Source organism: Endozoicomonas sp. ONNA1 (assembly GCF_024606325.1).
Taxonomy (GTDB): domain Bacteria; phylum Pseudomonadota; class Gammaproteobacteria; order Pseudomonadales; family Endozoicomonadaceae; genus Endozoicomonas_A.
This window is the reverse complement of the sequence record NZ_JAHHPN010000023.1, coordinates 1-18,996: the sequence shown is the minus strand read 5'-3', so window position 1 is coordinate 18,996 and position 18,996 is coordinate 1. Positions and strand designations below refer to the sequence as shown.

At 48.7% G+C, this 18,996-nt stretch carries 16 protein-coding genes; 5 read left to right on the top strand and 11 right to left on the bottom strand.

Going from position 1 to position 18,996, the window contains the following annotated elements; translation table 11 throughout:
- Window positions 1–35: 35 nt before the first annotated feature.
- The 5 genes from KDK19_RS00560 to KDK19_RS00540 all read right to left on the bottom strand — a co-directional run bounded on the left by KDK19_RS00560 (window position 36) and on the right by KDK19_RS00540 (window position 7,151).
- The gene (locus KDK19_RS00560; RefSeq protein ID WP_257281953.1) at window positions 36–830 is read right to left on the bottom strand and encodes a metal ABC transporter permease; all 795 of its coding nucleotides are present in this window, start codon (window positions 828–830) and stop codon (window positions 36–38) included.
- On the bottom strand, window positions 830–1,744 hold the full coding sequence (locus KDK19_RS00555) for a metal ABC transporter solute-binding protein, Zn/Mn family (RefSeq protein ID WP_257291111.1): 915 nt from the start codon (window positions 1,742–1,744) through the stop codon (window positions 830–832). The genes KDK19_RS00560 and KDK19_RS00555 overlap by 1 nt, the downstream gene beginning before the upstream one ends.
- Window positions 1,728–2,963 (bottom strand): hypothetical protein, encoded by a 1,236-nt coding sequence (locus KDK19_RS00550; RefSeq protein WP_257254966.1) that lies wholly within the window; start codon window positions 2,961–2,963, stop codon window positions 1,728–1,730. The genes KDK19_RS00555 and KDK19_RS00550 overlap by 17 nt, the downstream gene beginning before the upstream one ends.
- Window positions 2,964–3,216: 253 nt before the next feature.
- Window positions 3,217–5,301 carry an AsmA family protein gene (locus KDK19_RS00545; RefSeq protein WP_257291110.1) on the bottom strand — a complete coding sequence of 695 codons (2,085 nt, stop codon included), beginning with the start codon at window positions 5,299–5,301 and terminating at the stop codon, window positions 3,217–3,219.
- Between the two features lie 104 nt (window positions 5,302–5,405).
- Entirely contained in the window at window positions 5,406–7,151 is a 1,746-nt protein-coding gene (locus tag KDK19_RS00540) for an SPOR domain-containing protein (RefSeq protein WP_257291109.1), read from the bottom strand.
- A 258-nt stretch (window positions 7,152–7,409) separates the two neighbouring features.
- On the opposite strand from KDK19_RS00540, the gene KDK19_RS00535 reads away from it, so the two are divergent.
- From KDK19_RS00535 to hisF, 5 genes are all read left to right on the top strand, one after another.
- Window positions 7,410–8,144 (top strand): hypothetical protein, encoded by a 735-nt coding sequence (locus KDK19_RS00535; protein ID WP_257254969.1) that lies wholly within the window; start codon window positions 7,410–7,412, stop codon window positions 8,142–8,144.
- Window positions 8,145–8,293: 149 nt separating this feature from the next.
- Entirely contained in the window at window positions 8,294–8,887 is a 594-nt protein-coding gene (hisB, locus tag KDK19_RS00530; protein ID WP_257254970.1) for an imidazoleglycerol-phosphate dehydratase HisB, read from the top strand.
- 58 nt (window positions 8,888–8,945) lie between these two features.
- A complete protein-coding gene (hisH, locus tag KDK19_RS00525) occupies window positions 8,946–9,590 on the top strand; it encodes an imidazole glycerol phosphate synthase subunit HisH (RefSeq protein ID WP_257254971.1) in 645 nt (214 codons plus the stop codon).
- 40 nt (window positions 9,591–9,630) lie between these two features.
- Window positions 9,631–10,017: a DUF4870 domain-containing protein gene (locus tag KDK19_RS00520; protein ID WP_257254972.1), complete on the top strand. Its 387-nt coding sequence runs from the start codon at window positions 9,631–9,633 to the stop codon at window positions 10,015–10,017.
- Window positions 10,018–10,050: 33 nt separating this feature from the next.
- Window positions 10,051–10,824: an imidazole glycerol phosphate synthase subunit HisF gene (gene hisF, locus KDK19_RS00515; protein ID WP_257281949.1), complete on the top strand. Its 774-nt coding sequence runs from the start codon at window positions 10,051–10,053 to the stop codon at window positions 10,822–10,824.
- Between the two features lie 5 nt (window positions 10,825–10,829).
- Here the strand turns inward: hisF and KDK19_RS00510 are convergent, their stop codons facing one another.
- From KDK19_RS00510 to KDK19_RS00485, 6 genes are all read right to left on the bottom strand, one after another.
- On the bottom strand, window positions 10,830–11,828 hold the full coding sequence (locus KDK19_RS00510; protein ID WP_257281948.1) for a hypothetical protein: 999 nt from the start codon (window positions 11,826–11,828) through the stop codon (window positions 10,830–10,832).
- Window positions 11,829–11,852: 24 nt separating this feature from the next.
- The gene (locus tag KDK19_RS00505; protein WP_257252432.1) at window positions 11,853–13,130 is read right to left on the bottom strand and encodes an AhpA/YtjB family protein; all 1,278 of its coding nucleotides are present in this window, start codon (window positions 13,128–13,130) and stop codon (window positions 11,853–11,855) included.
- Window positions 13,131–13,185: 55 nt separating this feature from the next.
- On the bottom strand, window positions 13,186–16,167 hold the full coding sequence (locus KDK19_RS00500) for an HsdR family type I site-specific deoxyribonuclease (RefSeq protein WP_257291108.1): 2,982 nt from the start codon (window positions 16,165–16,167) through the stop codon (window positions 13,186–13,188).
- A gap of 134 nt (window positions 16,168–16,301) precedes the next feature.
- Entirely contained in the window at window positions 16,302–17,837 is a 1,536-nt protein-coding gene (locus tag KDK19_RS00495) for an F-box protein (protein ID WP_257252434.1), read from the bottom strand.
- Window positions 17,838–18,017: 180 nt separating this feature from the next.
- Window positions 18,018–18,329 carry a hypothetical protein gene (locus KDK19_RS00490; protein ID WP_257291107.1) on the bottom strand — a complete coding sequence of 104 codons (312 nt, stop codon included), beginning with the start codon at window positions 18,327–18,329 and terminating at the stop codon, window positions 18,018–18,020.
- Window positions 18,319–18,996: virulence RhuM family protein (locus KDK19_RS00485; protein WP_257291106.1), on the bottom strand; the 678-nt coding region annotated here is incomplete at its 5' end. The genes KDK19_RS00490 and KDK19_RS00485, both read right to left, overlap by 11 nt.

Here is an 18,996-nt window from a genome sequence, read left to right as displayed (position 1 = left end):
ACGGCGTAGATAAGTCTACATAATTACAGATTATGTTAGATTTTTAGTAGCGGCACTTTTCCATTGGCTATCAGTCTAAGCAGAACGCAAACGACGGCCAAACTGACGACAATAGTCGCCCCGCCAGGGAAATCATAAAGGCTTGATAACATTAGCCCCAGAGTCAGACCTGCTAATCCTGCCAGATAACCTGAAGTAAGCGCTTTTTTACCAGATAGCTGATTGACCGCCAGAGCAGGCATAATCAAGGCGCTGAACACCAGATAGACACCCACCATTTTGACGCTGAGTGTCACCATCACGGCAAAGATCGGATAAAAAAGCTTGCCATCAAGGATGTCTGGTCTAATGATTGTCACTGCAAGAAATGCCAGACTGGCCAGACCCGGAACCACCATATCTTGCCAGCCAAGCCAGAGGATATGACCGTTCAGTGCCTTGGAAATATGTTCAGCTCCGTGTGGATCACTGGCCATAAGCAGCGTGATAGAAACCGCAGAGACCACATAAATGCAGCCAATAATGGCCTCCAGCTCTTTCTCTGTATACCTCGCCAGCCATGCAATCAGGCCAGCACCACTGATGGAAAAGACAAAGGGCATTAAGGCCCCTAATCCTGTGGAGCTGGTGTGGGAATTATGGCTGTGAGCCTGGGTCATAGTAAGGATATGAGCGACGATAGCGCCCATAGCCGCAATCTGGGCAATGGCCAGGTCCATGAATATAATGCCACGCCCCAGAACCTGTCGTCCCAGAACCAGATGAGTACTGAAAACGATGATGCCTGCCACCAGGGCAGGCAAGATTATTGAAAGAAAAGCCCATTCCATTATGAATTATCCGGACTGCCTGTCACTTTCAGTAGCTTTTGAATGAGATCGTCATACAAGCTAATCAGATCTACACTTTGTTCGCTGCCGCCGATCGTCATGGGCAACTCTTTGGCAGGCACACCGGCTCTCTGACTTAACCAGTCCGCACCTTTTTTGTCTTGATAGGAGGCGAATATGATGGCATCGATAGACGTCTTTTTAGAAAGCTCCAACAAGGATGCCAGATGTCTGCTTGAGGGTGGCAGGCCGGGTTTGGGTTCCAGGTCACCAACAACATTCACGCCCAGCCATTCCAGCAGATAGTCAAAGTTGCTGTGATAAGTGACCAGGTTTTTACCTTTCAGTGGAGCTGCTACCTTTTCCCAGCGCTCGATGTTGGCCTCCCATCTTTCTGAGAACTTTTTGGCGTTTGCTTTGTATTGATCTCTGTTCCCGGGGTCAAGCTCTGCCATGCGTTCTGCCAGTGCCCGGGTGACTTTCTCTACTCGGTAAGGATCAAGGTGCAGATGAGGATTTCCTTCCGGGTGAACATCACCCATGGTTGGGTCTACCTTCTCAAGCTTACCGATGGTTTCCACCTGATCAGCCGCAAAGAACAGCCCTTTGTCTCCGGTCTGGACTTTTGGATTGGCTGACTTCATCTGCAGAACCGGGAGCCAACCGGTTTCCAGCTCAGCACCTGAGCAAACGACTATGTCAGCCTTCCTCATTTTCGAGATCAGTCCCGGACGAGCCTGAATATGGTGAGGGTCCTGTCGGGCAGTCGTTGCTGTGTAAACCTTTGCTTCAGGTGCAATCGCTTCTGACAATGCCGCCCACTCCGGCTCACAGGCAAAAACGGTCAATGCCCCATGACTGGATACTGGAAAGGCCAGAGCGAATGCCAGCAACAGTTTAGAAAGTATGCGCATCGTGAGCTCCAAGGGACATGACATACTGAAGGGTCACGATGTTGTTGTTGGTGTTTTCGAAACCGTCGCCGGTCTGATGGGTATATTGCAGTCTGACTGTGGAGAAGTGTGAATAACTCCAGGACACCATAAGTTCAGTTTCTTGCAGGTTTTTCTCATCAAAATGATCGCCGTGGGCTTCGTAGCCTTTGAACTCACCGTAACGGGCACCCACTGCCCATTGAGGCGTCATCTGATAAACGCTGCTCAGGTAGAAGCCTTCATTTTTTTCATTAGCCTCGATGGTATCGCTGAGATCCCGTGTTTGTAGATATTCCCCTGTCAGGGTCAGACTGCGGTACTTATAGTTGCCATCAGGAGCCCACTTCCACACGGCATCGGCAATATAAGTGTTCTTGCCGGTAAACCGGGCGTCATGAGAGTGGTTGTGGCCCTCATCTTCTTCATGTCCGTGATCTTCATGGTTTTCGTGCTCATGATCATGACTACTGATGTTGGCACCGTTGTCATTCCTGAGATAGCTCAGACCCAGCTGCCAGCTGTGCTCTTCATTAAAATCACCGCCAATTTTGGTGAAGGCGGTGTAAACTCCCACTGACTTTGGATCGGTTAAATCTGCAGCCTGCATCTTTTCACCGCTGAAAGCTTCGGTACCGATCGTCCAGAACGTATCGGTAGGCATTACATAACTCAGGCGAACACCGTCGTCATAATAATGTGACCCCAGCATTGCCCGGTAAGCAGCAGGTCTTTCAACAAATGAATCCGTGTGGGCGTGTTGACCGTTCAGGTAGCCGATATCAGACAGGAATCGACCAGCCCGAACGCTCAAACCACCGGGAAGAGCCAGAGTCTGGATGAATGCCTCTTCTGTTTCGAACTCGGTTTTGCCATCGTGCTCATGCACTACACCGGTGAACTTGCCATAGAAAAGATCATCAATACCCGCGCTGACACCCAATTCAGTATGACCCAGTCCAAAGCCCTTATCGTATTCGCTCAGAGCGCTGTCGGCTGACTTGTAATGGCCGTCCAGAATAAGGCTGAAGTTTGGACTGAACCCTTCAGCATTCGCGGTTGCAGAGGCTGCCACCAGAATCAGCGCTTCTGCCATTCGGCGGCATGCCCATCTTTTGCGAGTAGCTTTTTTACAGGCAGTTGCAAGGGTGGGTTGGGGATGGAAGTCAGTGGAAATGACTGGCGAGTTGACTTCAGGCACAGATGGCTCCTAATGCGTAAATGATCGATGCGTTGGGTGCAATAAATGTAGTCGACATTTGTCAGCTTTGTAAATGTTATAACATAACGAATTTAGATTGTTAACAAAATACGAAATAGATGCTTGGCTGAAGGACGACTTATCTGTCAGTGGCTGTCTACGAATGGCTATGGCACCATGTACTTCCCCTCACTGATAACGACAAAGGTGAGTGAAGGGAAGAGAGCAAGAAAATTAGAAAAATTGGTTTTATTTACTTGAAAAGACCTTTCAGAGCGTCTTTCAAGTGTCCGGCTTTTTTCTCAATCTCTTTTTCCAGACGCTTTTTCACTTCCTGTCTGGCCAGTGAAGCAATAGTGTCGGCCAGACGCTCGGTGTCAACGCCACACTCCTGCTGGCCTAGCTTGCCCTGGCAACGAACCGGCCAGGTGACGTTGACGTAGTCTTCGTTAACCACGCAAGCTGGATCGCTATCAGGAGCACGGTCGCCACTGATGTTCAGGCCCAAATGATAATCCAGAGTCTGTTTGACCAGATTGATATTGCCGTCACCTTTGAGGTTCAGGTTGGTCAGGGCAGCAGTCAGGTCTTTATTGCTGGCTACCCCGTTGCTAATGGTGAAACTGCCTCTAAGCCGGGTGAACCGGGTGGTATGACCCCAGTCTTTTTTCTGCAGATCCTGCTTGCGAATCCTGGCAATTCCCTCGCACACCATCTTGTCAAAGTTAGCCTCAGTAAAAGCCCCCTGATCGACTTTGAAGTCGATCTTACCGTTCAGGTTGCTGGTCAGAACACTTTGTAGCTGGCCATGGGTCGTCAGGTTCATGTCTGCATTCACTTTACCCTCAATAGACTTCAGCGCCGGTATAGGCTGAGCCAAAGCCTGCAGGTTGATACCTTTCAGGCTTGCTGTTGTCTGAACGTCGGGATCACCTTTCTTGCGAACATCGAGTTCGCCGTCCAGATCAATGCTCCCGTCATAAAAGCCGGAAGTTAGCTTGATATCCTGGCGCCCTTTCAGGGCTGTGAGCTGGACTGAAGGCTGATTAAAAATGAGTTTTGCAACGGTCAGGGAAGTCAGCCCCAAAGAGCCTTTGATGTTCAGAGGACGCAGGGTGTCTTCCGGAATCAGTGGCAGCTCCTGATTTGGCTGAAGTGCTTTTGCAGTGTCTGATGCAACGGTTGGGGGCTCTGTGCTCTGAACACCTTCTGATTTTTCTTCTTTGGATGCTGTCTCTTCATTAGTTGGTGGCAGATAGCGATCCAGGTTCAGATCACCGCCCTTGAACTGAAAGGTCATGTCCTGTTGTTCCAGATTTCCGATTTTGAAAAAGCCATCGATGTTGAAACCATCCAGCGTCAGATCCAGCTTGTCCGCAGAGAAACTATTACCATCGGTGCTAAAGCTGCTCTTGAAAGCCATCTGAGTCATTGCCCCGGGATCTGCCATGGGCGGGAGCAGGATCTTGATCTCTTTTAGAAACTTGCCCGGATTGAATTGAGTGACATCGAGGTGACCTTTCACCATCAGTGGTTTTTGCTGAATATTCAAAGAGCCAACAATTTGCAGGGTTTCGGCGCTTTCCCCAACAAGGTTCTCTTCTGCCGGGCTGGCGGAGATATTGAGATCTTTCAGATCATAAGTGCCGTCTTTAAGGTTGAATTTCAGAACGCCACTGATGCCAGTCATCAGCGTCAGATCCGGTTCACCGCTTCTAATGCGCGCTTTCAGATTGAAGTCAAAAGGCTCATTGTTGCGAACTGCCCCGGTTTCCAATCCCGCCTGATCAACCAGATAGGTTTTGCCTGTGCTCTTGTCGTTGTAACGGATCACCAATCCTTCAACGGTGACATGGGCAATATCCAGCTCCAGAGGAGCAGATTCGGTTTTACCTTCGGGCGTTATAACGGTTGTGGTCTCTGTTGCTGTCGGTTGGCTGGCTGCATTTTTGGAAACTTCCCAGTTGCCTTGGCCAGACTCATTTTTGACCAGGTTGAGCTCTAGCCCTATCAGTCTGGCTGTTTGCATCTCTACTTTTTTGCTTAACAACGGTAGCAGTTTAACGCTGACTTCCGCTTTACCCAGTTCAGCCAGATCGGAGTTGTCTGCACCTTTTACATTCACCTGCTCGAGGGAAAGTCCCAGCCAGGGAAAGACCGACCAGTCAATGGGGCCGTCAATCGTGAGTGTCAGGCCTGTGTTGTCATAAACCAGTTTGGAAATGTCATCCCGGTAATTGTTGGGATCAATCACTTTTGGAAGAATCAGGGCAGCGGCAACCACAAGAATAATGATGCCAGCCACCACAGAGGCGATGAGTTTAATTGCACGATTCATGGGAGACCTCGGGATCTCAGGGTACAAAGTGTTGTTATTGCTTGTTCAGGGTAGTGTACAGCAAGTGTTTGAGGAGTTGGCAAGGGGGATGAAAATATTGTTTCCTAACTCTCCCGGGCCTGAAGTTTCTTGAGGGATTTCACCGAGCGGGTCCAAGGGTAGAGAACCTGAACAGCGTCTTTCAGTTGGGGTGAATTAAGAACAGCCAGAGCCTCTTTACTGCTGCTGAACTGACCTTGCAGAAGAACATACCAGTCTTTCTGATTTTTACGGTATCGGGCAGTGACAGCAGATCTCAATTCAGGGAATCGTTTCTTCAGCTTCTCAATGGCTTCCGGCTTGTTGGCTGCAAACCACTGGATAGTGTAGCTGTTACCCGTTCCGCTGAAGACCGACCCCTTTGGCTGGGTAACTATCTGGGAGTGAATCTGCTGAGCCCTTTCTGGCTTAGCTGATATGAGACTTTTTAGTTCATTAACTGATCGGACTCTGGGGTACAGACGTGTAGAAATACGCGCCAGCTCCGGGTTGGAAAGTGCCCTTTTAGCCTGACCTTTGCTGGTATAGGGGGAGCCTACGAGCAAAAACCAGTCTTGTCGTCCTTTTCGGTAGTGTATGATCTGGGCGTCACTCAACTGTGCATAGCGCCTGCGGACTCTTTCGAGAGTATCTCTTCGGGTTCCAGCCAGCCACTGGATAGCGTAACTGTTTGGGGAGGCTCCGAGGATGCTCTGTTTGGCAGGCTCTCGGTACTCTCTGGTTTCTTTTGGACGACGGTATTCGTTGATCTCTTTCCGGGCTGAATAAGCTGAATAGCTGTCCTGTTGGTGGCTCTGTTGGTAGTGCTTTCTTGCTTGGAAACGATCCGCTTCAGGCATCGTCCGGGCATAACGTTGTGTACTCGAAGTGCTGTAATTCAAATCCAGTGCTTCCTCATCGTAATAGGGGTCGGACTGATAGGAAGATCCAAATATTGGCTCAGAAGTCTGGTAAGGGTCAGTGTTGTAGTCCCGATAGGTTTCTGCTGGTTGCACCTTTGGGTAGGCGGGCGCGATACTGGCAAACAAACGATTATTATCCGGCTTAAGAGGATCATTATCTGCATAACGCTGTTCGTTAAATGGCTGTGAGGGGCCGCCGGGAGCTCTGAGTTCTCCCGGCATAATCAGGTTGAGCTTCTGAATGCTGGCCAGAGAGCGTGTCCAGGGATAGAGCTTGTCGGTCAGCAACAACCGGGGAGGGCTGTTGAGGGCTGTCATCGCTGACTGGCTATCTCTGAAAGGTCCGTCCAGCAATACAAACCAATCTTTGTTGTTGCGCTGATAGCGAACAATCGTCGCCTGTTGCAGAACCGGGAAACGACGCTGCAAATCCCTTAATGGCTCTTCGGTATGTGTTGCAAGCCACTGAATAACAAAGCTCCCGTGTTCCGAACTCAGCAGTTCGTTGATGCTTTGCCGGGGTTGCTGTTTCGGAGTCGTCTGTTGGTTGGGATTGGCGTAGTTATCTCGCCGTTGATAGTCAGGCTGCACTGACGTCCGCGAGGAGTCGATTTCTGGCTCGGCTCTGGCAGGCTGATATTGATTCTGAGGAATCGTTTCCGGATACCCATTGTTTCTATCTGAAGCAGAATACGCAGCGGTTTCCAGAGGTTGTTCGTAACGATCTGTCTGGCTGCTTCTGCATAGCCAGTCGCTGTTAGGTCCTGAGCGACAATCCCACGATGAACTCAGTGCCAGAGGTTTTGGAGGCAATAAGAGAGCGTCCGCTGAAACAGCGATCAGTGTCGTCAGGGAAGCAACGACTCCCAGCCTGAGCGTTTTGTCCTTAAACAGCACTTGAGCAGACATGAATCAGATCCTTCTGACCATTGCTTTTAAAAAATCAGATATGTGAATTAATTGCAAGTGTTGTGATGAATTAATTTTTTAAATGCCAAATGTTGTATGACCCATTGAACTGGAAGCAGCGAACTCAATGAATGGGCAACCGCATGCTATGGCATGTTTTTCAGCGACTATTATGAGGTGTGGTTGTTTGCCTGACGCTGGTTGGGGGGGTTATCTGCCTATGCCGTTTGGATGTCTGAGGAACAGGTTATGGAGATAATGGGTACTTTTAGGGTAATGTCATATCAACGATGGTTGGCGGTGGGTTTTTGTCTGGTTTTGCCCATCTCTTCGTGGGCTTTGGATTCGTCATGTTTCCCCGGGGTCGATAGCCGTCAAAAGCAATATCTGGTGGCTTCTGGCACGCTGATACTGGAAGCAGCCCGGGAGAAAAAGCTGAACAAAGATGAGGTTGAGTTTCCTGTCTGGGTCAGTGGTTATCAGCGGGGTTGGTTTGTCAGGGTCGTTGAAAAATCACCAACCAGAACCGTTTTGGGTGTTACCCCGAAAGAAGGGACGTTATTCAATGGCTTGTTGCTGGCATCATCCGATCAGCAGATCCGCAGTCTGGATCGCACTGAAACCCTGAACTGCAGGGTCTTGATGAATGTCAGACAACTCAAGAGCATGACTGGTGGTCACCTACCCGAGCAAGGGCAAATCTGGATATATGTCGTCAAGCCTGGAAATATCAAGAAAGCGGTGGGCAAATACCCTATTCAACAGTCGGATGTTGATAATTTCCTTACCGGCTGTCTGGAGCAGTCCAAGATATTTTCACTGCCTCAGTTTTCTGAACAGTGTGTGGATTTTACAGTAGGCTGGTCGGAGGACTGGGCCAATGACCGTGAAAGACCTTCCGGTGGCAGGCTTGTACAGAACAAGCGAAAGCAGATTGACAGGCTGCTCGAGAGGCTTGAAGGTGACCTTTTCGACAAAGTACGAGATGAATAGCTCGCCTGCTTCGGAGCTGCTCCGTATAATAGCCGGGTTTTGGTCCGGGAGTCGGCAGGCATTCAGGTTAGAATGGTCTTAATCAGAGTCTGGCATTATTAACAACGGGTCAGACTCCATGCACAGAATAGATACAATCGGAGATTATCATGGCTGAGCGCAAGGCCAGTGTTGAAAGAAATACGCTGGAGACCCAGATCAGGGTTGATATCAATCTGGATGGTAATGGCAAGGGCCAGTTCGACACAGGTGTTCCCTTTCTTGATCATATGATGGACCAGATTGCCCGTCATGGCATGATTGATCTCGACGTCAAGGCTGTGGGCGACAACGACATTGATGACCACCATACCGTAGAAGATATCGGTATTACCCTGGGTCAGGCGTTCACCAAAGCCATTGGTGACAAGAAAGGCCTGACCCGCTACGGCCACTCCTATGTACCGCTGGACGAGGCGCTTTCCAGAGTGGTCATCGATTTTTCCGGACGTCCCGGTCTTGAGTTTAATGTTGATTTTACCCGGGCCATGATTGGCAAGTTCGATGTTGACCTGTTCTATGAATTCTTCCAGGGCTTTGTTAATCACGCCAATGTGACACTGCACATTGATAATCTGCGAGGTCGCAATGCTCACCATCAGATAGAAACGGTCTTCAAGGCTTTCGGCCGGGCACTGAGAATGGCATTGGAACTGGATCCCCGCATGGCTGGCCAGATGCCGTCCACCAAAGGTTCGCTTTAATCAACAGCGAAAAAGCAGCCATGAGCGAAACAAATAAACTGTCCGGTGAGTTAAAAGAATGAAGACCGTTGCAGTCATCGATTATGGGATGGGTAACCTTCACTCTGCCAGTAAAGCTCTGGAACACGTGGCCAGCAGCGATACCTGTGTCAAGGTGACTTCTGACCCGAAAATTATACAGCAGGCAGATCATGTAGTACTTCCCGGCGTCGGGGCTATCCGTGACTGCATGGCAGAAATTCGTGCCAAAGGCGTGGATGATGTAGTGCGGGAAGTGGTCGAAAGTCAGCGCCCGCTTCTGGGTATCTGCGTTGGTATGCAGGTCATGCTGAATCACAGCGAAGAGAATGGTGGCGTTGACTGCCTGGGTCTGATGCCCGGACGAGTAAAATTTTTTGGCAAGGGGCTGGTGGATGAGAGTGGAGATAAACTGAAAGTCCCCCACATGGGCTGGAGCCCGGTTCAGCAACATCGTGACCATGCCCTCTGGAAAGGCATCGAAGATAACGCCCGCTTCTATTTTGTCCACAGCTATCATGCTCATGCGAACGACGATGGGATGGCCGTCGGTCGTTGTCACTACAGTGTTGATTTTGATGTGGCTTTAGCACGGGACAATATTTTTGCGGTGCAGTTTCACCCTGAGAAAAGCGCTGACAGTGGCCTGAAACTGCTTGAGAACTTTTTGAACTGGAATCCATAGAGAGGGGCTCGACACTTTAAAAACGTTCGAGTCAAAAAAAATGGACATAGACGCTTTACAACCATTTATGAAGAAGCCCGATTCCAATGAAAAGAATTGGGCGGTCTTCTCCCATATCCTGACTTTATTTGGCTGTGTCCTGCCGGGCATGAACATATTGATCCCTTTTCTGATCTGGTATCAGAAAAAAGATCAGTCTGCGTTTATTGCCCATCATGCTAAAGAGTCTTTGAATTTCCAGATTACCGTGATGCTGGTGATTGCCATCTGGGGATTACTGAATGCCGTTCTGATCGGACTGCTCTTTCTTCCCCTGATTCCGTTTGCAGTGGTTTTTGCCCTGATTTTTGTGATCCGGGCCAGCATGAAAGCCAGCAGCGGAGATGAGTATAGATATCCGGTATGCCTGCGTCTGGTCAGCCTTTAATCGGTTCAATGCAGAAAATAGAGAGGCCGTTCAATGGGCTTAGCGAAAAGAATTATTCCCTGTCTTGATGTTGATAACGGCAGAGTGGTGAAAGGCGTTCAGTTTCTTGATATCCGTGATGCCGGTGACCCTGTTGAGGTGGCTCGTCGGTACAACGAAGAAGGTGCTGACGAGATCACCTTTCTGGATATCACTGCCAGCCACGAAGACCGCGACACCATGGTTCATACGGTTGAGCGCATGGCCAGTGAAGTGTTTATCCCTCTCACAGTCGGTGGCGGCATTCGCAAGGTGGAAGATATTCGTACCATGCTTAATGCCGGTGCCGACAAAGTTAGTATTAATACGGCGGCTGTCTTTAACCCTGAGTTTGTTCAGGAAGCTGCTGATCGTTTTGGTAGCCAGTGCATTGTTGTTGCCATCGATGCCAAGAAGGTCAGCCTGTCAGACGAGCCTGATCGCTGGGAAATCTTTACCCATGGTGGCCGAAAGCCAACCGGGTTGGATGCCATTAAGTGGGCGAAGAAAATGGAACAGCTGGGAGCCGGGGAAATTCTGCTGACCAGCATGGATCAGGATGGCGTGAAAAACGGTTACGACATTGGTGTGACCCGAGCCATTTCCGATGCCCTGGAAATACCTGTGATTGCTTCAGGTGGTGCGGGAAACCTGGATCATCTGGTTGAGGCTGTAAAAGCAGGCAAGGCCGATGCAGTGCTGGCGGCGAGTATTTTTCACTTTGGTGAATACTCTATCCCGGAAGCCAAGGCCTACATGGCCAGGCATGGCATTGAAATGAGAGTCTGAAGTGCTTACAACATTATTTTCCCAAAAACAGTCATCAGTGCGACGAGCAACACGATTAACGGTTGCTCTGCCTTCGTCGTAGAATCATGGGCGGTTGTGCTTGACTCATCAGCACCCATTTTTATCTTGAAGGTGGCCGAGTTGTACTGACCATCGGGTAATACACTGGGCAGTGAATAAAACGGATTAGTTAAGATATTGTAAACATCACGGTCAACTGATTTTACTCTCAACCGGGTGTTTAAAATCCATTCGTTTTGGATTTGTTGCAATCGACCCGGAAACTGTTGACCACCAAGAATCGAAGTCAGTGCAAAATAAGTATATTCAGTGATCATACAACTGTAGTCACAGCTTTCATCTTCATAAGTGAACCAGGCGTTTGCAGGGTAACTGTCCGGGATGTTATCAAACCGACCACCACGAGCTTTGTCCATAGCATCGGCAATCAATGAACCATGTTGCTCACCCAGAGCTTCAGGATAAACTTTGCTATAGCCAAGACGGGTGATCAAATGTAGAACCTCTTCGAGAGCGCCATCAAATACGCCTCTGGCTGCGCCATTTGGGTGAGTTTCGCTTGCTTTCAGGTCTTGCAGATTGGTCAGCTTCTTATTATTTCCGACTTTATTCCGCACGGGCTGTAGCTCGGAATCGTCAGCTATCATGGTCAGAGTGGCTTTTTGTGCAACTAAGCTATCAAGCACTGGCTGATTATCGACAACACCATCATCATTGTTATCGAGATATTCAGCCATGATTCTCGCAGCATGAAGCAGTTTCTCATCGGGCACTTTTTCCGTGCCCCGAACTTTAATACCAAACACCGTCGTGTATTTTGGAAATACTATATCCAGGATTTGTTGGTTTTCAGTGGTCGGAGTCAGGGTAAGTGTTGTCGTCTGCGTCGTGTTGTCTGAGTAATTACCGCTGCTGTAGGCGTATGAGTTCAAGCTAATGGCGATAGCTATCGCTGTTTTAACTAGGGTTAGATTGGGCTTCATAATCCCTCCAAACGAACGACAGGTTTACAACTCCAGCTCCCGGCTGATGTCATAAGCTTCCTGCTGAATGACTTCCTGCTGTTCAGCAGGCAGTCCGGTGATCTCCACAATATCCTCACCCTGTTCACTGATTTTTATTTCGGGCTCTCCGGCAGGTAGCCAGTTGAGCTGGTCACGGAACATGTGAATACCTTCCGAACCCGGCAGGCTTGCCAGCATCAGGGCATTACTGGCGGCACTGTCGGATTGTGAGGGGTGTTCTGTATCGGGGAAATCAGCGATGCCATCACTGACACAGATTCCCAACCCAATCTCCAGCGCAGCAATGTTCTGCTCGCCAACGACTCTGTTAAGGCTTTGAATCAACAGGGCACAACTCAAGGCGTCCACAGCAAAGGAGGCACTTTCAAGACTGGAGAAACGAATATACCCGGTGCCATCAGGTGTGTAACTTAACTCTCCCTGATACTGTTGAGCGGCGTGTTTCAGAGCTTCGTTTTGCGTCTCAATAATGTGCATCAGATCATGGGGAGCCAGCAGTTGCCGTAATCGGGGCATGTTTTTGTTACGAACACTGACAATGGCTGAGACTTCCTCTTTTTCCTCTTCCACGGGTTCCGGTTCAACAGAATCCATCAGTTTTTCAGTGAGCTGCTTTTCCACAAAGCCAGAGAGTCGCAGTATTTCGTTTCTGCAGGAGACGGGATTGGTAGGGGATTGCAGAATAGAATGCAACTGTCTTTCAATCAGGTTGAGCCGGAAAGTGATGCCGGAGGCGAAAAAGTAGAGCAACAGCAAGCCACTGACCAGAAGAATGATACTGACAGTAATGATCAGTGTCAGCGCATCACCGGGGTGTTGGGTCAGTAACCCTTTATCCAGTTGCAGACGGACATAACCTGCGATCACGTCCTGATAATGTATGGGTGACGAATAGGTTTCACCTTTCTCGCCGACCTGGTCACTTTCTGAAGAGGCTATTTCACGATTATCAATGCTGTAAATGGCGGCCTTGGCGACATAGGGATTCTGCACCAGCTGCCCCAGCAGTACGTTGAGACTGAGACGGTCTCCTGTGACCAGCATATCAGTGGCGGCACTGGCTGTCTGGGCACTCAGCAGGTTTCCGATCGAGTCAGCCTGATGACGGCTGGTGGACTCCAGTTCGCTGCTGACCAGAAAGACGGTAGACAGCGTCAGGGCTGTGAACAGCAGACCAAACATCAGTAACAGTTGCTGGCGAAGAGACAGGGCTGCTGATTGTCTGGCAAACAGGGTGATGATTTTTTTCGGCAATGACAAGGCCGAACCTCCTGGGGTGTTATGTCGGGGGATTTTTGCAAAGACGACGGTGTGGTTAAATCTGACCGCCCACGCCTTTAAATTTTTCCACGAAATCAGCCATTTTCTGGAATACTGACTGTTTTTTGGCTTTGTATTGCGGGTTCAGTGGGCTCATTTTGGGAAGAGTGGCATTCAGGTCAGTACCGTTCTCGCTGGCGTATTCCCGTTTCAATGAACTACTGATGTAGCGTCTGGCTGCATCGTCGTTTAACTCTTCAGAGCGGATAAGCTCTTCGGCCTTGCGTTTTTGTTCAGCCTGCGCGAACGTGAAGAAGGCATCAATGATGCTGGCTTTATCTCCGATGTTATCCAGGTCGGTCTGGTTGATAAAATCAACAATCAGACTTTCCTTGGCACGGTTCCCGAGACTGGCACGAATAAGACGACGGACTTCTTCAATCAAGTCGGCTTTGTTTTTATTCTTTTTGTTGTGCTCAAAAATCAGTTCCAGGATGTAGTCAAGGTTGATTTCCTGAGATTTCAGAAGGTCCACTTCAAAGATAACATCGTCCCAGTCGATGCTGGATTCTTCTTTTTGGTTGGCGGCTTTCTCACGACGTAGCCAGTCACGGGTATCGTTGTAAGTTGAGCGATAATCCTGGATTAACCGCTCAGAAGGCACCTCGATAGCCTGCATGGCTGCCAGGTCATCGTCGTTCAGATAGTATTTGGCTTTAAACGCCTCGACGGTCTCAGGATTATCCATATCCACAGTTTGTAAGGCTTTCAAACCTGCAAACTCGTCGTAGTTTTGCAGCACATTCTCAACGCGCAGGTATTCACCAAAGAGTTTTGCGAAGTCTTTTTTATCCTGCTCTTTGATAATTTCATCAGGCTTTGGAAAGCGTCTTTGCAGTTCTGCGACAACCTCCAGATAGCCACGGCGAGCTTCGCCTGTGGTGAGATCGGTAAAGCCTTCCATGTACTCTTTGTAGCTCTTCTCCAACACGACGTTTTTGGTGTTCTTATCACCAAACAGCGTGATAGCGTCGATCGTTGGCTGCTCAAGATCACGGAAGGTGACGATATTACCAAAGGTCTTGGTGGCATCATAAATCCGGTTGGTACGGGAATAGGCTTGCATCAAACCGTGATAACGCAGGTTTTTGTCAACAAACAAGGTGTTTAACCTGGGGGCATCAAAACCCGTCAGGAACATACCGACAACGATCAGCAGGTCGACTTCCTGTTTTTTTACCCGTTGGGCAAGATCACGGTAATAGTTTTGAAAGCCTCTGCTATCGACACCAAAATTGGTTTTAAAGTGGGTGTTATAGTCAGCAATAGCGGCGCTCAGAAACTCTTTGGCACTGCTGTCCATGGCGGAGACTTCGAAGCTTTCATCAACAATATCCCCGACGGCATCCTGTTCTTCATTGGCTGCAAAAGAGAAGATAGTGGCCACTTTAAGGTGCTTTTTGCCCGGTTGTTCCTGATGGTCTTTATTCTGTAGGGTTCTGAAGCTTTCGTAGTAAGCTTTGGCCGCATCCACACTGCTGACGGCAAACATGGCATTGAAGCCTGCACCACCGGCTTGCAGTCGGTGAGTCTTTTGCCTGAAGTTATTCAGTATGTACCGGGAGATTTCAGTAATACGTTCCGGATGCAAAAAGGCCTGCTTGTTTTCAGCGGCGGTGAGCTTCTGCTCATCCGTTTCTTTTTCAAGGTTTCTGAACTGTGGTCGTACATCGTTGTAGTCCACTTTAAACTTCAGCACCTTTTCGTCGCGTATCGCATCGGTGATGACATAAGAGTGTAATTCCCGGCCAAACACGCTCGCTGTCGTGTCTGCGCCCAGCGCATTTTGCGGGAAGATCGGCGTGCCGGTAAAACCAAATTGATAGTATTTTTTAAACTTCTTCTTCAGGTTCCTTTGCGCTTCACCAAACTGGCTGCGATGGGCTTCGTCAAAAATAAACACGACCTGTTGTTGATAGACAGGCAGATGGCTCTCGCTTTTGATCAGGTTGTTCAGCTTTTGAATGGTAGTCACAATAATTTTGTTGTCGTCTTTAGCGAGGTTGCGTTTTAAACCTGCTGTGCTGTCTGAGCCGTTTACGCTGTCGGGTGAGAAGCGCTGGTACTCTTTCATGGTCTGATAATCGAGGTCTTTACGGTCTACCACAAAAAAGACCTTATCAATAAAATCCTGCTTAGTGGCCAGACGGGCGGCTTTAAAGCTGGTTAAGGTCTTGCCAGAACCGGTGGTGTGCCAGATATAGCCGTCACTCTCGGTGTTACTCCAGTTTTTGCCCTGATAGGAACTTCTGATTTTCCACAAAATGCGCTCGGTGGCGGCAATCTGGTAGGGGCGCATGACCAGCAAGGTATTGCTGACATCGAAAACACAATAGTGCAGCAGTACCCTGAGCAATGTGTTTTTCTGAAAGAAGGTGGCGGTAAAATCCTTCAGGTCTTTAATCAGGGTGTTATCGGATTTCGCCCAGTTCATGGTGAAATCGAAGCTGTTTTTATTGCGCTGGGTAGTATTGGCGAAGTAACGGGTGTCGGTACCGTTGGAAATCACAAACAGCTGCAGGTACTTATAGAGCGAGTTCTCGGCATTAAAGCTCTCCTTGCTGTAGCGATGCACCTGGTTAAAGGCTTCCCGAATGGCAATGCCGCGCTTTTTCAGCTCAATCTGCACCAGCGGTAAGCCATTCACCAGAAGGGTGACATCATAGCGGTTGGCCTGGGTGCCGGTTTGTTGAAACTGTTTGATCACCTGCACTTTGTTGCGGGCGACATTCTGTTTATCCAGCAGGTAGATGTTTTTGATATGGCCATCGTCAAACACAAAATCAAAAATGTGGTCGTCATGAACCTTGCGGGTTTTATCAATGATGGTGTCGCTGGGATTGTCCAGATACTGTTCGACAAACCGGAGCCACTCGCCATCCTGAAACCTGACGTTATTCAGTGTCTGCAACTGCTCACGGACGTTCACCAGCATTTTTTCGGGCGTGTTCAAGCCTGCTACATAAACGTAAGTCATTTGTCAAAATCAGAACGATTAAAGCGCCAAAGCAGTCACTGGATCAAATAAGGGCACTACCGAAAATGGAACTACCGGATCACGATGAACTCTGATTCACTGTTGCCGTCTGGCGGTTTTGCAACAGACAACAATCAATTACCTCTCCGTAGTTCAGTGATTCTCACCGTTTTGTCACTACTGGCGGTCACTATACGGCTACCATCGGCGTTAAAGGTGGCGGTAAGGACAGAGTCTTTATGGACAATCTTGCCTTTTTCTGACCATGTCCCATCGTCCTCCTGGCCAATAATTTTCGCTGTTCCGTCATTACTGGCAGTCACCAAAAGGCTACCATCGGGGCTGAAGGTAGCTGATCTGGCCGCACCCTTATGGTAAAAGATGGCTACTTGCTCCCATTTACCATAGGCTTGTCGGCCGAAGATTGTCACGCTTCCGTCTTCGCAGGCAGTCACGAAATAGCGACCATTGGGACTGAAACTGGCCGAATTGACCTGATCTTTGTGGTGAAAGGCAATCAGTAGTTCCCATGATCCATCGGCCTGCTTCATGCTGACTTTCGCTATGCGATCCTGACCGGCAGTCACCACATGACAGCAATCGGGGCCGAAGCTGGCAGACATGACAGCAAAACTATGGGAAATACTATCTTCTTCTTGCCATTCTACATCGGTCTTTCGTTTGTGGATTTTTGCCGTCATATCCCGGCTGGCGGTCACCACACGGCAGCTATCGGCACTGAAGATGGCTGTTTGGACTATACCATTATGATGAATCAAGTGGACAGGTTCCCATGATCCATCGGCCTTAAGGCTATGAAGTTGCGCTGTATTATCCAGGCTGGCGGTTATCACATGGCAGCTATTGGGGCTAAAAATGGCTGATAGGACCACGTTAATATGGGTAAGTGTTGCTTTGTGTTGCCATACGCCATCGTCCCCCAAGCTATATATCATCGCCGTGTTATCCCAACTGGCGGTCACCAGGTGTTTACCATTGGGGCTGAAGATGACTGATCTGACAATGTTGTCATGGGTAATGGTGGTATTCACCCGTGATCCATCAGTGCTGTAGTCATAGATTTTTACTGTTCCGTCATTGCATGCGGTAGCCAGATAGCGGCCATCGACACTGAGGTGGGCTGATTCAACTTCATGCTCCTCGCAAATGATGGTGTCCTCTAAAGTAAATGTTTTACATCCAGACATCAGGTTAATCTTGGTGAAATACAACAGAGCCGTTAAATAATTCCCCCCCTGTCGGCGATCTGACAGTGACTTGGCTAACGTCTCATCATTCGTAAACGACTTTAACCAATCGTAGACTTGCTTATTCGTTTTTGTAGCCATGGCCATCTTCAGTTGATCCTGGTGTGATGCAGGAAACTGGCGAAACCATGCTTTTGCCAAGGCTCTATTCTCTTTGACAACATCGCGAAGGTGGGTACATACCTTTTGTACACTGCGAATCTCTTTAAGTTTCAAAGAATGGAAAATTTGGCTAAAAGTCACTGAAGGTAAATTCAGCAATGTAGTATTTTCCTTTTGTTCCCCGTCGGGTACAGTGATGAGCCTACCCGCACTGGTACCCGTGGGTGTTTCCAATCGAGCTCGCTTAGGTGGTGGTGGTGATTGTGAGCCTTCCATGGCGTTAGTTTTAATATCATGCATATCTGATTTCTCTCCAGCGACTATTCCCTTGTATCAGCGAGGACATTCAACTTTCATGACGTTAATTTGAGTCGGTTTCAGAATGAAAGTTCATGACACTTTGTTAAGTGCCACTAACAAAAAACAGTATGTTCTCAAAAAGTCCCAGAACACCCGAAGCCGCTTTGCCTGCCGAGTGCCTCAAAGACTTAGCATATAGTCGTTGGCGGGTGGAATGTTTTTCAGACTGCCATGGCTTTCAAGGAATTTGGCAAAACGATCGTAGCGCCCTGTGTCCCTGGCAGCAGGCCTGAGAGAAAACCGTGACACTGTATCAAACCATGCACGTTGATTAAGCTCGTTGTCATAACCCTGATTTTGCAAATCCTCGATCAGTTCGTGCTCAAGATCGGCTTCGCTCTGGTAGCTGTCCTTGACCTGCCAGTCCTGGGTGTATTGATCGAGTACGATGAAGTTTTTTGATTCGGCGATGGTTTTGTAGTCATTGATCACCACCTTTCTTTGTCAGCAGTTTTTTAATTTGACGGTCAAAATCTGATTCTATCCGCTGTTTTTTGTTGAATTTCTCATATTCGGCAAAGGCTTTTTGCTCTGCCTGCTGGCGGCTGATGGTGCCATGGCCTTCCAGAACCTGATACTCATTAAAGGCCAGAAACTTATTCACACTGTCTGCAAATCCTGCCATGGTGAAGGTGTTGCGTCGTTCGATAATCCCTTCGATATAATCAAAAAAAGCGGATACGGTACGCTCCAGCTGTTTGATCTCACTTTCGGCTAAATAGTTCTTTGCCACCTTGGAATCTGATTTCAGTACACGACCATCAGGGGCGTTTTTGTAGGTATTCATGCCCATCAGAGGCTGGTCGGCATCGGCTTTCAGAGCGATGATTTCTGCTGCCGTGTGACCGGTAATGGCAAAATGAAATTTGTCCTGCACATGGGCATAAAACAAACGAGTGGTGTCTGATTTGGGATTATAGTCGACACTGCACTCAGCAAAAATATCGGTAATCTGCTGGTAAATACGCCGCTCGCTGGCACGGATGGAACGCACCCGTTCCAGTAGCTCTTTAAAGTAATCCTTACCAAAATAACGGCCATTTTTTAAACGTTCATCATCCATGGCAAAGCCCTTGATGATGTATTCCTTGATTAAGGC

Bases quoted from the DNA above. Each gene is read 5' to 3' on its own strand.
- KDK19_RS00560 (WP_257281953.1), bottom strand. From the start codon at position 830: ATGGAATGGGCTTTTCTTTCAATAATCTTGCCTGCCCTGGTGGCAGGC.
- KDK19_RS00555 (WP_257291111.1), bottom strand. From the start codon at position 1,744: ATGCGCATACTTTCTAAACTGTTGCTGGCATTCGCTCTGGCCTTTCCA.
- KDK19_RS00545 (WP_257291110.1), bottom strand. From the start codon at position 5,301: ATGAATCGTGCAATTAAACTCATCGCCTCTGTGGTGGCTGGCATCATT.
- KDK19_RS00540 (WP_257291109.1), bottom strand. From the start codon at position 7,151: ATGTCTGCTCAAGTGCTGTTTAAGGACAAAACGCTCAGGCTGGGAGTC.
- KDK19_RS00535 (WP_257254969.1), top strand. From the start codon at position 7,410: ATGGGTACTTTTAGGGTAATGTCATATCAACGATGGTTGGCGGTGGGT.
- hisB (WP_257254970.1), top strand. From the start codon at position 8,294: ATGGCTGAGCGCAAGGCCAGTGTTGAAAGAAATACGCTGGAGACCCAG.
- hisH (WP_257254971.1), top strand. From the start codon at position 8,946: ATGAAGACCGTTGCAGTCATCGATTATGGGATGGGTAACCTTCACTCT.
- KDK19_RS00520 (WP_257254972.1), top strand. From the start codon at position 9,631: ATGGACATAGACGCTTTACAACCATTTATGAAGAAGCCCGATTCCAAT.
- hisF (WP_257281949.1), top strand. From the start codon at position 10,051: ATGGGCTTAGCGAAAAGAATTATTCCCTGTCTTGATGTTGATAACGGC.
- KDK19_RS00510 (WP_257281948.1), bottom strand. From the start codon at position 11,828: ATGAAGCCCAATCTAACCCTAGTTAAAACAGCGATAGCTATCGCCATT.
- KDK19_RS00500 (WP_257291108.1), bottom strand. From the start codon at position 16,167: ATGACTTACGTTTATGTAGCAGGCTTGAACACGCCCGAAAAAATGCTG.
- KDK19_RS00495 (WP_257252434.1), bottom strand. From the start codon at position 17,837: ATGCATGATATTAAAACTAACGCCATGGAAGGCTCACAATCACCACCA.